12 protein-coding genes, 1 tRNA gene and 1 pseudogene are annotated in these 14599 nt (G+C 70.0%); 10 read left to right on the forward strand and 4 right to left on the reverse strand.

Features of this window, described 5'->3' with window-relative positions; all coding sequences use genetic code 11:
- Positions 1-698: 698 nt before the first annotated feature.
- The 3 genes from CLM62_RS44060 (at position 699) to CLM62_RS50525 (ending at position 2747) form a co-directional block, all read left to right on the forward strand.
- A protein-coding gene (locus CLM62_RS44060; RefSeq protein ID WP_095755531.1) for an IS5 family transposase occupies positions 699-1498 on the forward strand; the annotation gives its coding sequence in 2 pieces (ribosomal slippage) (positions 699-1047 and positions 1047-1498; 801 coding nt in all).
- Between the two features lie 144 nt (positions 1499-1642).
- A complete protein-coding gene (locus CLM62_RS44065) occupies positions 1643-2428 on the forward strand; it encodes a hypothetical protein (protein ID WP_257004441.1) in 786 nt (261 codons plus the stop codon).
- A 191-nt stretch (positions 2429-2619) separates the two neighbouring features.
- Positions 2620-2747, forward strand: a tRNA-Ser gene (locus tag CLM62_RS50525).
- Between the two features lie 65 nt (positions 2748-2812).
- Here the strand turns inward: CLM62_RS50525 and CLM62_RS44070 are convergent.
- From CLM62_RS44070 to CLM62_RS44080, 3 genes are all read right to left on the reverse strand, one after another.
- Positions 2813-3349 (reverse strand): DinB family protein, encoded by a 537-nt coding sequence (locus tag CLM62_RS44070; protein ID WP_257004442.1) that lies wholly within the window; start codon positions 3347-3349, stop codon positions 2813-2815.
- Positions 3350-3422: 73 nt separating this feature from the next.
- Positions 3423-3854: a hypothetical protein gene (locus CLM62_RS44075; protein ID WP_257004443.1), complete on the reverse strand. Its 432-nt coding sequence runs from the start codon at positions 3852-3854 to the stop codon at positions 3423-3425.
- 94 nt (positions 3855-3948) lie between these two features.
- Positions 3949-4815, reverse strand: a complete 867-nt coding sequence (locus CLM62_RS44080; protein WP_095755517.1) for a bifunctional DNA primase/polymerase — start codon at positions 4813-4815, stop codon at positions 3949-3951.
- Positions 4816-5174: 359 nt separating this feature from the next.
- Here CLM62_RS44080 and CLM62_RS44085 point away from each other — a divergent pair, with 359 nt between their 5' ends.
- The 7 genes from CLM62_RS44085 to CLM62_RS44120 all read left to right on the forward strand — a co-directional run bounded on the left by CLM62_RS44085 (position 5175) and on the right by CLM62_RS44120 (position 12027).
- Positions 5175-5501, forward strand: a complete 327-nt coding sequence (locus tag CLM62_RS44085) for a hypothetical protein (protein ID WP_095755518.1) — start codon at positions 5175-5177, stop codon at positions 5499-5501.
- Positions 5502-5740: 239 nt separating this feature from the next.
- A complete protein-coding gene (locus CLM62_RS44090) occupies positions 5741-6757 on the forward strand; it encodes a bifunctional MaoC family dehydratase N-terminal/OB-fold nucleic acid binding domain-containing protein (protein WP_095755519.1) in 1017 nt (338 codons plus the stop codon).
- 38 nt (positions 6758-6795) lie between these two features.
- Positions 6796-7191, forward strand: coding sequence for a MaoC family dehydratase (locus tag CLM62_RS44095; protein ID WP_179382480.1), 396 nt, complete (start codon positions 6796-6798; stop codon positions 7189-7191).
- Entirely contained in the window at positions 7188-8354 is a 1167-nt protein-coding gene (locus CLM62_RS44100) for a lipid-transfer protein (protein ID WP_095755521.1), read from the forward strand. Before CLM62_RS44095 ends, CLM62_RS44100 begins: the two co-directional genes overlap by 4 nt.
- A gap of 366 nt (positions 8355-8720) precedes the next feature.
- Positions 8721-9278 carry a SigE family RNA polymerase sigma factor gene (locus CLM62_RS44110; protein ID WP_095755522.1) on the forward strand — a complete coding sequence of 186 codons (558 nt, stop codon included), beginning with the start codon at positions 8721-8723 and terminating at the stop codon, positions 9276-9278.
- A 258-nt stretch (positions 9279-9536) separates the two neighbouring features.
- On the forward strand, positions 9537-10157 hold the full coding sequence (locus CLM62_RS44115) for a superoxide dismutase family protein (RefSeq protein ID WP_095755523.1): 621 nt from the start codon (positions 9537-9539) through the stop codon (positions 10155-10157).
- A gap of 208 nt (positions 10158-10365) precedes the next feature.
- Complete coding sequence (locus tag CLM62_RS44120; protein WP_179382478.1) at positions 10366-12027, forward strand: long-chain fatty acid--CoA ligase; 1662 nt, start codon at positions 10366-10368, stop codon at positions 12025-12027.
- Between the two features lie 87 nt (positions 12028-12114).
- On the opposite strand, the pseudogene CLM62_RS52500 reads toward CLM62_RS44120, so the two are convergent.
- Positions 12115-14599: pseudogene (locus tag CLM62_RS52500) on the reverse strand (nickel transporter); the annotation flags it as partial.

Below are 14599 nucleotides of genomic sequence, written 5' to 3' on the forward strand. Positions count from 1 at the left end.
TGGTGGCTCGCTCAGGTGTAATTATGCGCCCACCTCGGCGGGGACTATGTTCGGAGTCCCGATTCGCTGAAGGGATCACGGATACCTCGCATGTCTCCGACCGTCGGCTGTGTTTCCTCATTTGCACGAAATCGCACAATTGTTAGGCCAGGTAGCAGCACCCCGCTCCCTGCGCGTGGAGGCGTTGACGGTGGCCCTAATTCGCCGACTCCAGTCTCCGCGTAGGTCCTCTCCTGAGCATTGATAGCTACGCCGGACGAGTCAGCGCTTGCACGGTGTTGCGGCGAATGATCGCGGTGGCTGCGGGGCAGGCCGCCCGGCAATGGGAGCGCCCCGCCAGCCGCGGCAGCCGCACGTAAGCCGGGAACGATCGGCCGGGATGTACAGCACCCCCGTACCGCAACCCAGCAACCGCCCCCGTCCGGTAGCGTCCCTACGGGACTCGCAGCGACCGGAATGACCGTCGGTGACCGATCCGGCTAGAGCTACGGATCAGAAGGCTTCTGACATCCAAGGCTGACATCAACGACCCCGGACGGGGGCGCACACCAGTGACTCTGTCCGGCCGTCGCTCCAGTCGACGACAGCAGCCGGAGCGGGCTCGGATCGAACTCCTAAGGCGGGGATCGCGACTGCACGTGGTGGTCACCCTTAGACGTCATCTCATTTGGCTGGGTAAGCTGCCGGTCGTGGCAGGGATCGTTGCGCGGCTGGTGCCGGACGAGTTGTGGGAACTGTTCCAGCGGGTGGTGCCGGAGGCGCCGTCGCGGCCTCAGGGCGGTGGCCGGCGTCGGCACGGCGACCGCGAAGTGCTGGCCGCGATCGTCTTCGTGGCGACATCGGGCTGCACGTGGCAGCAGTTGCCGACCGCCTCGTTCGGGCCGTCCGGTGCGACGGCCCACCGGCGATTCACTGAATGGACGAAGGCCCGTGTGTGGGCCAAACTCCACCGCCTGGTCCTCGACGAACTGGGATCCCGCGGCGAGCTGGACTGGTCCCGGTGCGCGATCGACTCGGTCAACATGCGCGCCTTGAAAAGGGGGAGCTGACAGGCCCGAATCCTGTAGACCGGGGCAAGTACGGGTCGAAAATCCACTTGATCACGGAGCGGACCGGCCTGCCCCTGTCCGTCGGCATCTCGGCCGCGAACACGCACGACAGCCAGGCACTGATCCCGCTGGTGAAGGGCATACCGCCGATCCGCTCCCGCCGGGGACGCCGGCGGCGCAGACCTCACAAACTCCACGCCGACAAGGGCTACGACTACAACCACCTGCGGCGTTGGTTAGCCGGCCGAGGCATCCGGCACCGCATCGCCCGCAAAGGCATCGAGACCTCGCAACGACTCGGCCGTCACCGCTGGACCATCGAACGCACCATGGCCTGGCTCGCCGGATGCCGACGCCTGCACCGCCGCTACGAACGCAAGGCCGACCACTTCCTCGCCTTCACCAGCATCGCCTGCACTCTGATCTGCTACCGCAGACTCACCAAATGAGATGACGTCTTAGGCCGTTGCTGCGCCGTCCTTCCGAAGCGCGCGACTACGACCGACGGTGACAGACTGGCCGCAGCCGTAACCCTAGCCTCGCCCACAGCGACATATGGTGCGCCGAAGGGCTGGCCTGTGAGGAGCGCTACCGTGATCGAAGGCATCGTTGGTTCCTTGGTTGTTGCAATGATCATCGGTGCTGGCGTGTGCCTTCGACGCTGGCTGAAACGTGGTGATCCACTAGCTGTCACGGGAGAGGTACTCGTGCCCAAGGCCTGGGAGATGGCCTTGCCGTCAGACGATGCGTTGCCCCAGCACGTACCTCAGGACAAGCGCACTTACGTGCCCATGTACAGGCTGCTGCGCCACCGGGGCGCAGCCGACTTCAAAGCGACGACAGCCAGACTGTTGGTGGAGAACCGGACAGAGCAGCAACTCACGATCACCAACATCAAAGTCCACAAGGAACAGGTAGGCGAGCCCTTCAGCGCTGTATGGGTCAGGTACCCGCCTGCCGGCGCGGCGGGAGCTGTCGTCTTGGACTTCCTTCTTGACGAGCCCATCCCCGAAGCTTGGGAAGCCGCCTACGAGGACTCGATCGGGGACCTGACGCGGTCCGGTAATCGCCCATACTTCGATGACAACGTCATCACGCTCTCCCCCGGAGAGTCACAGTCTCTGCTTATCACTGGCCGAGCGGAGAGCGTCAGGTGCTCATGGTGGTTGAAGATCGAGGTTGTCCAGGCGGGAAAGCGGCGTCTGGTCGATGTCGTGCCGGAAGGTGGCGCGTTGCTCACCTCTGGTGCTCCCGCTGGAGGGTTTGGACGCCAGTTGGAATGGAGCTGGTACGACGAGATGCGAGCTTCGTCCCACCACCACGGCTATGACGCCTGCGCTGTGGCACAACCGAACTCGTCTGAGTGTCTAACTGCGTGACAACGCCGACGTACATTGGCGGACGGCCACGTACACCTGCGGACTATCAACGCAGGTGAGAGCCGCACGAGTGCAAGGCAGCACGCCCGCCCGGGTTGCTTCGGGACGAAGAGGTCGTGCCCCATAGGGATGGCTACGGCGTGGATCCACACGCGCCAACCAGCGGCGGCACGGCCAACCTCCGGCCACCCAGGCGTAGGTGGTGCTCAGTGAGAGGAAGTATGCGCAGGTCAAGCCGCATCTGACCGCGCGGATCCGGCCGGTCTTGAAAACCGTCGTGGCAGCGATGTCACCGTGAGTTCGAATCTCACCGCCTCCGCGCATGAAACAACCCCTGACCAGGCAAGACGGTCAGGGGTTGTTGCATTGAGGATCACGTGCCGACTAGGTCTGTTGGGGGGCCGACGCCACCCGCAACAACCGCAACTGCCCAATCTCCGCAACATTCTTCATCAGCTCGGCGTTCACCCAGGCCACCATGTCGGCGACCGTGTACTCCGGATCGTCCGGCCAGGGGAACGGGGCCGTGGTGTCCAGGTCGGCGTCGGTGAGGCGGACCAGGGCTGCCAGCCAGTCCGTGCGTAAGCCGCGTAGCCACTCCACGGTGGGCTGGCCGGCGCCGGGCCAGGTGATGTCGGTGCGCTCGCGGGGTGGGCGGCCGGCCATGTGGTCGAGGGTGACGCTCCACCACCAGCCGATGTGCCAGCTCAGCCAGGCGATGGTCGGGACGGGGACGGGATCGGGCTCGGTGTCCGACCAGTCCGGTGTCCATGTGCCGTCGGCGGCCCGGCGTACCGTCCAGCAGTGGGGTGCCGGTTCCCACAGGAAGTCGTCGGGTTCGAGCCGGGCGAGGTGGTATTCGAACAGCGACCAGGTCAGGTCGAATTGCCGGCGCAGAAGATCGGATCGGGAAACGGTCACCGTGCGACCCTGGCACACCCGTCCGCGTCCCGGAAACGGGATTTCCGGGGCTGTGGTGGAAGGGGTCTCGGGGCTACAGCTCGTAGTCTCGGGCCAGTTCCTCCCAGGGAACATCACGAAGCGCGGGTTCCGTGTCGCAGCCCGAGGGCACCTGGGCCGTGGGCTGGAACCAGACGATGGTCAGGGCCGAGCGGTACAGCACCGGATCGTGGGCGGGGTCGAGTGCCGTGGAGCGGAAGACGCCGAAGCACGCCACGGCCGGCAGCACCTCGACCGGGCCGAACCCGCCAGCGTACTGGTCGGGATACTCGCGCGGGGGCGGGACGAGGTGCACCGGGGCGATGGGGAAGGCCTGTTCGGCACTCCGCAGCAGGCTCTTGATCCGCACTTCGTTGACGGGCTTGCACGGATAGCCCTCCAGCGTCCCGCCGTACGTGGACGACAGCCGAAGGTCCCTGAGGTCGAGCGAGCGGCCGGACGCGAGGACCACGCGGGTCAGGGACATGGTCGGCACTCTGGAGCGGTGGTGCATGGTCTTCCTCTGGGTCTTGCCGGCGGTGTCCCGGTGGCGCTTCGTACGGCCGATGCCGGCCAGGTCTTCAGGGCCGATGCCCTGTCATCCGCGCCGCCGACGCGATCGTCGCGCGGGCCTCGCGTTCGCTGAGCCCCGTGTTCAGGGCCGCGTCGACCAGGGCGTCGACGAGGGCGGGGCCGATGCCGTCCTCGTAGGCGCGGCAGGCCGCCCAGAACAGGCGGGTGTTGCGCTGGCCTTCGTGCGCGGCGAGGACGAACTGGACGAGGCCCTGGCCGTGTCCGCCCGTGGAAGGGGGCGTGGGGTGGTGGGAGCGGGGCGGGGGCAGCAGGAGGCGGAGCAGTGCGGGTGGGCAGGCCGCGGGCGCCAGGTGGGCGGTGCCGGGAGCCGTGGTGTAGAGGCCGTGCTCCGTACGGGAGCCGGGGCCGACGAGGTAGCCGCCGGCGCCTCGGATGTCGATGCCGGGGGCGAGGCGGCCGGCCGAGTTGGGGACGACGACGTCGGGCGGGCCGCTCAGCCAGAGGTGGCGGCCGCCGCTCGGGGTGAGCACGACGACCGTGTCGGGGATCGTGAACAGGTGGCGCAGGGCGAGTTCGCGCAGGGCGGCCGAGGAGTCCGTGCCGGACTTCGTGTCGAGGTCGATGCCGATGAGGTGGTGGGGCGGGAGGCCGCACGCGATGCCGTAGCCGGTCGCCCAGGGCGCGGCGGCGAACAGTTCGCGGATGCGCGCCGGGTCGGTGGCCGCGTCGTAGATCCCGTGGCCGAAGCGCCCGCACTCGCCGTGGCAGGGCGGGGCGGAGGGGTCGTCGCGGTGCGGGGAGCGCAGGGCCGGGAGCTTCGTCCGGGACAGGGGAATGACGGCCAGTCCGCGTTCGGCGGCTGACAGGGCGTGTGCGAGGGCCAGCGTCGTGGCCTGCCGGTCGGTGGTGGCCATACCTCCATGTTCGTACGTATGTTCGAAAAAGGGAAGGGGGGCGGGTGCGACTCGCCGGGCTGGGTGGATTGGCTGGAAATATGCCGGAACGCTTCCTCTCTTGTGCCGCTTGGGATGGAGGTGTCCGTACACGCTCTGAGCTGGGACTGGAGTAACGAAAGGGGTTTATCGACTTGTCATCACACTTCAGTGCGAATCACGGCTTCCGGGGTGGTTCGCCGGGGATTCGGTGGGCAACTCTGGATTCGCGACGTCGTGCACCAATCGCCGGGGTGGTCGGCCAACTTCCCTGGTAGCAGCCGTACTTCACGTGTATCCGGCAGTACAGCCGGTGCGTACTTCGTTCCTGGAGGAACAACATGGCAAGCATCCGTACCGCCCGTGTCATCGCCGCCGTATCCGCCCTTCCGCTGGCAGCCGCGCTGTTCACCGGTGTCGCGACGGCGGACAGCGGCGCGATCGCGGACAACGGATCGAGCGCGACGGCGACGGACGCCACCGCGGCTGTCGTCGGCAGCGGCGTCGGCGGTGACAACTACGGCAACTCGTCCACCACGCAGCAGCAGGCGACCGGCTCGGGTGCCTCGAACCAGAGCAACACCGCCCAGGTCAACGGCTCCGCGTTCACGTCCGTCCAGCAGGGGAACGACAACACGGCCGTCAACTTCACCCCGCTGTGGTGGTGATCTGAGGGGGCCGGTGCTCCGGCATCGGTCTTCCGGGTTTCTGTGCATGGGGTGCTTTGGGGTGACAACGCGCCTGCGCGGCGGTGCTACGGCATCGCCGCGCAGGCGTTTTCTCGTGCGGCTCGTCGACCTTGACACCTCGCCCTATCTGACGGACAGTCAGAAATCTTCGTGAGGACAAGTGGGAACCGGACCGGCGGCTGCGGTGTACCAGAAATGTCAAGACGATGCGGCACGGGATGACCAGGGGGACGACGGTGAGGGACGAGCTGGGGACGCGGTTGAAGGCCTTCGAGGGACGGCCCGCGACCGTCGCAGGTGTCGGCAAGGACCCCGTCAACGCACCCATGATCCGGCACTGGTGCGAGGCGATGGGCGACACGAACGAGGCGTACACCGGCCCGGACGCCATCGCCCCGCCCACCATGCTCCAGGCGTGGACCATGGGCGGCCTCTCGGGCCACCGCGGCCCTACCGACCAGACCGACCGGACTGGCTACACCGACCGGACTGGCTACACCGACCAGACCGACCGGACTGGCTACACCGACCGGACTGGCCGCTCCGGCCGGACGGAGGCGTACGACGATCTCCTCACCCTCCTCGACGAGGCGGGCTGCACCTCGGTCGTCGCCACCGACTGCGAGCAGGAGTATCTGAGACCGCTCCGGCCCGGCGACGAGATCACCTTCGACACGGTGATCGAGGCGGTGTCGGAGCGGAAGACCACCAAACTGGGCACGGGGTACTTCGTCACGACCCGCACCGACGTCCGGGTGGGCGCGGACCTCGCCGGCACCCACCGCTTCCGCATCCTCAAGTACGCCCCCGCCCGCCGACGCGAGAAACCCCCGCGCCCCAGCCCGGTCGTCAACCGGGACAACGCCGGTTTCTGGGAGGGCGTCCAGGAACACAGGCTGCTGATCCAGCGGTGCACCGGCTGCGGGACCCTGCGCTTCCCCTGGCTGCCCGGCTGCAACACCTGCGGCGGCCCTGAGTGGGACACGGTGGAGGCGAGCGGCGAGGGCACGGTTTATTCGTACGTCGTCATGCACCACCCGCCCTTCCCCGCCTTCGACCCTCCGTACGCGGTCGCCCTGATCGAGCTGGCCGAGGGCGTGCGGATGATCAGCAACGTGACCGGGGTGCCGCACGACAAGGTGCGGATCGGCCTGCCGGTCACCATCGAGTTCCAGGCGTACGACAAGGAGTTGGTGCTGCCGGTCTTCCGCGCCGGAAGGGAGGCGGCCGTATGAAGGCGGACGGAGACCGGCTGAGGGCCGACGCAGACGGGCTGAGGGCTGGTGACGTGCTGCCCCCGCTGGAGATCCCGGTCACCCGCACGCTGATCGTCGCCGGGGCGATCGCCTCACGTGACTACCAGGACGTGCACCACGACGCGGAACTGGCCCGGGAGAAGGGCTCCCCCGACATCTTCATGAACATCCTGACAACGAACGGCCTGGTCGGCCGGTATGTCACAGACCACTTCGGTCCCCGGGCCGTACTCCGCAAGGTGGCCATCAGACTGGGCGCGCCCAACTACCCCGGAGACACGATGGTGTTGACGGGCACGATCGAGGAGGTCGACGGCGACACCGTCATCGTCCGGGTGATCGGAGCCAACGCGACCGGCAGACACGTGACCGGCACGGTGACGGTCACCCTCCCGACGGGGGGCGCGGGATGAGCGTACGCACGCGGGACACCCTCGGCGGACGGGCGGCGATCGCCGGCATCGGGGCCACGGAGTTCTCCAAGGACTCCGGCCGCAGCGAGTTGCGGCTGGCCGTGGAGGCGGTGCGGGCGGCACTCGACGACGCGGGTCTGACGCCGGCGGACGTGGACGGGATGGTGACGTTCACGATGGACACCAGCCCGGAGATCACGGTGGCCCAGGCCTGCGGGATGGGAGAGCTGTCCTTCTTCTCCCGCGTCCACTACGGCGGCGGGGCGGCCTGCGCCACCGTCCAGCAGGCCGCGCTCGCCATAGCCACAGGGGTGGCCGAGGTGGTGGTCTGCTACCGCGCCTTCAACGAGCGGTCGGGGCGGAGATTCGGCTCGGGTGTGCAGCACCGGGAGCCGTCGGCCGAGGGGGTCGCGCTCGGCTGGTCCCTGCCGTTCGGGCTGCTCACCCCGGCCTCCTGGGTGGCGATGGCGGCGCAGCGGTATCTGCACACGTACGGCCTGACCCCGGAGGCGTTCGGACACGTGGCGGTGATGGACCGCGCGTACGCGGCGACCAACCCGGCGGCGTACTTCCACGGTCGGCCCGTCACCCTCGCCGAGCACGCGGCCTCGCGCTGGATCGTCGAGCCGCTGCGGCTGCTGGACTGCTGCCAGGAGACGGACGGCGGCCAGGCGATGGTCGTCACGTCCGTGGAGCGGGCCCGCGACCTGCCCCGCCCGCCCGCGGTCGTCAGGGCCGCCGCCCAAGGCGCGGGGCGGGCGCAGGAGCAGATGACCAGCTTCTACCGCGACGACCTGACCGGCCTGCCGGAAATGGGCGTCGTGGCCCGCCAGCTGTGGCGCACCTCCGGGTTCACGGCCGCCGACATCGACGTAGGGATCCTGTACGACCACTTCACGCCGTTCGTGCTGATGCAGCTGGAGGAGTTCGGGTTCTGCGGCAAGGGGGAGGCGGCGGAGTTCGTACGCCTCGCCGAGCTTCCCCTCAACACGCACGGCGGACAGCTCGGGGAGGCGTATCTGCACGGTATGAACGGCATCGCGGAGGGGGTACGGCAGCTCAGGGGCACGGCGGTGAACCAGATACCCGGGGCCGAGCGCGTCCTGGTGACGGCGGGGACGGGGGTGCCGACGTCAGGCCTGGTGCTGACGGCCGACGGATGAGCGCCATGCGCCCCGGACCGGTGAATGGACCGCTGACGGATGGGCGCCACGGCGCCCCAGACCGGTGAAAGGACAGCCGACGGATGGACGCCATGGCGCCCCGGACCGGTGAAAGGACAGCCGACGGATGAGCGCTATGGCGCCTCAGATCGGTGAAAGGACAGCCGACGGATGGGCGCCAGGGCGCCTCAGATCGGTGAAAGGACAGCCGACGGATGAGCCCCCAGGGGTAAACCCGCAGTACATGTCCTCCCCCAGTCCACCTTCAGGAGGTGCAGCAAGCCCCACCCCTACAACCTGAGGCGGATCCGTCTTCGGGACCTGCGGCCGATCCGCCGGAGATATCCCCACTCATAGCGTGGAGCCATGACCACACCCGTCTGCACCAGCGCTTCGAAGGCCGCCTCACCGGCGACGCAGACCCTCCCGTACCCGTCGTTCTCGTCGTACGTGAAGGCCCGCCAGCCGGTGCTGCTGCGTACCGCCCGGTCGCTGACCGCGAACCCGAGCGACGCGGAGGACCTGCTGCAGACCGCGCTCGCCAAGACGTACGTCGCCTGGGAGCGCATCGAGGACCACCGCGCGCTGGACGGCTATGTCCGTCGGGCGCTGTTGAACACCCGCACGTCGCAGTGGCGCAAGCGCAGGGTCGACGAGTTCGCCTGCGATGAGCTGCCCGAGCCGGAGCCCGTGACCGGCGGCGACGACCCGGCGGAGCAGCAAGCGCTCCATGACGCCATGTGGCGGGCCATCATGAGGCTGCCCGCCCGACAGCGGGCCATGGTCGTCCTCAGGTACTACGAGGACCTCAGCGAGGTACAGACGGCCGAGGTGCTCGGGGTGTCCGTCGGGACGGTCAAGTCGGCCGTCTCCCGGGCGCTGGGCAAGCTGAGGGAGGACCCGGAGCTGGAGCCGGTGCGGTAACCGTACGCGGCGTGCGGACACAGCGCGCGCCGTGCCTTTCCGAGACGGAGCCGAACCCTCCACGGGGTCTCCCCAGTACCCGTCGGTAGGCGTTCTGGTATGGCTTGTCCCTCGTTGTACTGTGCAGACCAAACACCCGGGCTCACCAAGTTCCTGTAAAACGCCTGGACTTGTGCCTTGTCGCCGACCGGCGCCTCCGATGCCGCCGCGACCGCCCCGCCCGGACCCCCCACCGCGCACGTACTGGAGAGACCGACCATGCCCAGGCACAAATTCACCGTCATGAACAAGGGCGTCCTGCTGTCCGCGGGCGTCCTCGCCGTCGCGACCGGTGCCGGTCTGATGGCGACCGCCGGAGCCGCCGAACCGCAGGAGGCGAAGGGGCCGGTGCCGAAGATCGTCGTAGGGACGGTGTTCGCCCCTGTGAGCCTTGCGCCCTACGCGCAGGCGGTGACCTACAACACCGACCTGGTGCCGGTGGCCGCCCGGGTCCAGGTCAAGGAGGAGCTGCGCCGCAGCGGCGGGACGCGGATCGAGCTGCGCGTGCGGGACCTCGATGAGAACCGTGTCTACGGCGCCCATGTCCACACCAAGCCCTGCGGCAAACTGCCCGCGGACGCCGGGCCGCACTACCAGAACGAGCTGGACCCCGTGCAGCCCTCGGTCGACCCCGACTTCGCCAACCCGCACAACGAGGTATGGCTGGACCTGACCACCAACAAGGACGGCTCGGCCCGCTCGATAGCCACGGTGGACTGGCGCTTCCGTGAGGGAGGAGCCCGTTCCGTGGTGATCCATGAGATGGCCACCTCTACACATGAAGGCCACGCCGGAACGGCTGGTGCGCGGCTCGCCTGTGTGAACGTTCCGTTCATGTAGCCCGCCCGCGCCCGGGCAGCCGCGCTGTGGGGCCGACCGAGGTCGCTGAGGCCCGGTCGGCCAGCTCGGCCCGGACGTCCGAGCCACGCCGGCTCATGTCGCGACATCGGCGAACGAATCCACCGCCGCCTAGTGACATACTGCCCGGTATGCCAGCACAATCGCGGGACACTACCCTCGCGTAGCCGCTTCAACGAGGAGGCCCCCGGTGCTGAGCACGATGCAGGACGTCCCGCTGCTTGTGTCACGGATCTTGACGCATGGCTCGACCATCCATGGCGAGTCGCAGGTGACCACCTGGACCGGTGAGGACGAGCCGCACCGCCGTTCCTTCGCCGAGGTCGGCGCCCGCGCCGCCCAGCTGGCGCACGCCCTGCGCGAGGACCTCGGGGTCGTCGACGACGACCGGGTGGCGACCCTGATGTGGAACAACGCCGAGCATGTCGAGGCCTACTTCGCGATCCCCTCCATGGGCGCGGTCCTGCACACGCTCAACCTCCGTCTCCCGCCCGAGCAGCTGGCCTGGATCGTGGGCCACGCGGCGGACAAGGTGGTGCTCGTCAACGGTTCGCTGCTCCCCCTGCTCGCCCCCCTGCTCCCGCACCTCAAGACGGTCGAGCACGTCGTCGTGTCGGGCCCGGGCGACCGCTCCCTGCTGGCGAGCGCCGACGTCTCCGTCCAGGTGCACGAGTACGAGGACCTGATCGCCGCCAAGCCGGCCACGTACGACTGGCCGGAGCTGGACGAACGCCAGGCCGCCGCCATGTGCTACACCTCCGGCACCACCGGCGACCCCAAGGGCGTGGTGTACAGCCACCGTTCGATCTACCTGCACTCGATGCAGGTCAACATGGCCCAGTCGATGGGCCTGACCGACCAGGACACCTCGCTGGTCGTAGTGCCCCAGTTCCACGTCAACGCCTGGGGCCTGCCGCACGCCACCTTCATGACCGGCGTGAACATGCTGATGCCGGACCGCTTCCTCCAACCCGCCCCGCTCGCCGAGATGATCGAGCGCGAGAAGCCGACCCACGCGGCCGCCGTGCCCACCATCTGGCAGGGCTTGCTCTCGGAGCTGAACGCCAAGCCGCGCGACGTTTCCTCCCTCACTCAGGTCACCATCGGCGGCTCGGCCTGCCCGCCCTCCCTCATGGAGGCGTTCGACAAGCTGGGCATGCGGGTCTGTCACGCCTGGGGCATGACGGAGACCTCCCCGCTCGGCACGGTCGCCCGCCCGCCGGCCCATGCGGTCGGCACGCAGGAGGAGTTCGCCTACCGCCTCACCCAGGGCCGCTTCCCGACGAGCGTCGAGGCCCGCCTCACCGGCCCCGGCGGCGAACGCCTCCCCTGGGACGGCGAGTCCGCCGGCGAGCTGGAGGTGCGCGGCCCGTGGATCGCGGGCGCCTACTACAACGGCCCCGACGCCGAACCCCTGCGCCCCGTCGACAAGTTCAGCGAGGACGGCTGGCTGAAGACCGGCGACGTGGGGACGATCTCCCCCGACGGCTACCTCACTCTCACCGACCGCGCCAAGGACGTCATCAAGTCCGGCGGCGAGTGGATCTCCTCGGTCGAGCTGGAGAACGCGCTCATGTCCCACCCCGACGTCGCCGAAGCGGCCGTGGTCGCCGTCCCCGACGAGAAGTGGGGCGAGCGCCCGCTGGCCACCGTCGTCCTCAAGGAGGGCGCCACCGCCGACTTCGAGTCCCTGCGCGCCTTCCTCGCCGACGAGGGCGGGATCGCCAAGTGGCAGCTCCCGGAGCGCTGGACGATCATCGAGGCGGTGCCGAAGACGAGCGTGGGCAAGTTCGACAAGAAGGTGCTGCGCAGGAAGTACGCGGAGGGAGAGCTGGACGTCACCCAGCTCTGACCCAGGCCCGTACAAGACGTACAAGAAGGGCGCGCCGGGCAGGACTCCCAGGATCCCGCCCGGCGCGCCCCCAGCCGGCCAGGCCGGCTAGTTCGTCCCGATCCGCGCCAGCAGATCCACGATCCGCGACTGCACCTCACTGCTCGTAGACCGCTCCGCGAGGAACAGCACCGTCTCGCCGGAGGCCAGCCGCGGCAGGTCGGCCTGGTCGACCGCGGCGGTGTAGACGACGAGCGGGGTGCGGTTGAGCTGCCCGTTCGCGCGCAGCCAGTCGACGATCCCGGCCCGGCGCCGGTGCACCTGCATCAGGTCCATCACGACCAGGTTCGGCCGGAACTGCCCCGCCAGCGTCACCGCGTCGGCATCACTCGCGGCCCGCGCCACCTGCATCCCGCGCCGCTCCAGCGTCGCGGTCAGCGCCAGCGCGATCTCGGCGTGCTCCTCGATGAGCAGCACGCGCGGCGGGTGCTGCTCGCTGTCGCGCGGCGCGAGCGCCTTCAGCAGTACGGCGGGGTCGGCGCCGTACGCCGCCTCGCGCGAGGCCTGCCCGAGCCCGGCCGTCACCATCACCGGCACCTCGGCCGCGACCGCCGCCTGCCGCAGCGACTGCAGCGCGGTACGCGTGATCGGCCCGGTCAGCGGGTCGACGAACAGCGCCGCGGGGAAGGCCGCGATCTGCGCGTCGACCTCCTCGCGCGAGTGCACGATGACCGGCCGGTAACCACGGTCGCTCAGCGCCTGCTGGGTCGTCACATCCGGCGCGGGCCACACCAGCAGCCGACGCGGGTTGTCCAGCGGCTCCGGCGGCAGCTCGTCGTCCATCGGCTGCGGCCTCGGGGAGTCCGACACCTCGACGGCACCGCCCGGCCCGTCCAACGGCTCGGGCCCCTCGGCGGCGTTCTCGTCCGGCGCCCCTATGGCGTACGACCGCCCGCTCCCCTCGGTCGCCTGCGCCAGCCGGGACTGCCCGGCCAGCGAGGGCTGCGGCTGCGCGGGGGCCTGCTCGGTCGGCGGATGCGGCCGGGCCGCCTGCTCGGCGGGCGCGGCGGCCGGATCGGGCCGCGTACCCAGCTTGCGGCGACGGCCGGAACCGCCCGGCTGATGCGGGGCGGGCGTGGCCGACGGAAGCGGGCCGTTCGCCGTCGTCGGCTGCTGCACCTGAGCCGCCTGCCGCGTGAACGGCACACCCTGTCCCAGCGTCCGCACGCTGATCGCCCGACCCTGCGTGGAGTTGGGATCGACCGGCGCGGCGGCGGCCTCGGCAGGCAACGGCTGAGCGGCCCGGGGCTGCGTGGCGGCGGCCTCCGGGGGGAGGGGGGCGCCGGGGGGCGTGGTGCTCTGCGGGGCCTGTGGGCCTTGAGAGGCTTGTGGCAGCTGCGGGGCCTGTGGTTGAGAGGCCTGTGGGGGCTGCGGTGCCTGGGCGGCATGCGGGTTCTGCGGGGTGCCCGGGTTCGGCGGTACGGGGCTGGCGACGCCGTTCGGCTGAGCGGGTGCCGCGGCCGTGTGCGGAGGTACGGGGGTTGCGGCACCGTTCGCCGATACGGCCGTACCGGCGCCGGGCGTGTCGTCGGCGGTGGGCCACGGCTGCGGGGCGGGGGTGCCCGGTGCGGGCGTGCCCTGCGGCGGGGTGCCCTGACCGGGAGCGGCCTCGGCCGGAAGCGGCTGACCGGCGCCGGTCGGGGCGGGAGCGGGCATGCCCTGGGGATTCTGGTGACCCGGGTGGGGCTGGGGGTGGCCCGGTGCGGCCTCGGCGGGCAGGCCGATCTGACCGGGCGCGTTCTGTGTGGATACGTTCTGCGCCGTCCCGTTCTGCGCAGCCGGGTTCGGCATTGCGACGACGCCCTGGCCCGGCGCCGGAACCGGCTGGCCGGGCGCGGCCTGGACGCCAGGAGCGACGGCACCGTGGGCGGGTACGGGAGCACCCGGCTGTACCGGCTGCCCGGACGGAACGGGCTGACCCGGCGCATTGCCCTGGGCTTGAGGCACGCTCGCCTGAACCGGAGCCCTCTGCGCAGGAACCTCCTGCACCGGAGTCCCCTGCGGAACCGAAGCCCTTTGAGCCGGAGCCCCTTGCGCAGGAGCCTGCTGCACCGGAGCCCCTTGCGCAGGCGCCCCACCGGCCTCCGCCTCCACACGCTGCTGCCCCACCGCCCGCCGACGGCGGCCCGTCGGCGCACTCGACGGATGCGGCTGCGGCGGAGTGTGGTCGTCGGCCTGGCTGTGCGGTACGGCGTCGTGCCGACCGTCGTCGACGAGTCCCTCACCGGGAACGCCCTGGCCGGGAACCCCCTGGCCAGGCACCGGCACCTGCCCCGCGGCAGCAGCCACAGGCCCCTGCTCGTCCGCGACCTCTTCCGAACCACCGTCACCGGACGACCGGTCCGCCTCGGCAGGCGGCAGAGCGAACACCGTACGAGGCGCCGCCTCCTGCGCGGCGGCGCGCTCCGACGCTGCGGCGAGGGCACGCCGACGCCGTCCGGTCGGCTGCTGCGGGTCGTCGCCGGAACCCTGGGCCGATGCGGCGGAAGCCGCGGGCAGCGCGGGCGGCAACGCGTGCTGTTCGCCGGAGTCC

The organism is Streptomyces sp. SA15 (assembly GCF_002291145.1).
Taxonomy (GTDB): Bacteria; Actinomycetota; Actinomycetes; order Streptomycetales; family Streptomycetaceae; genus Streptomyces.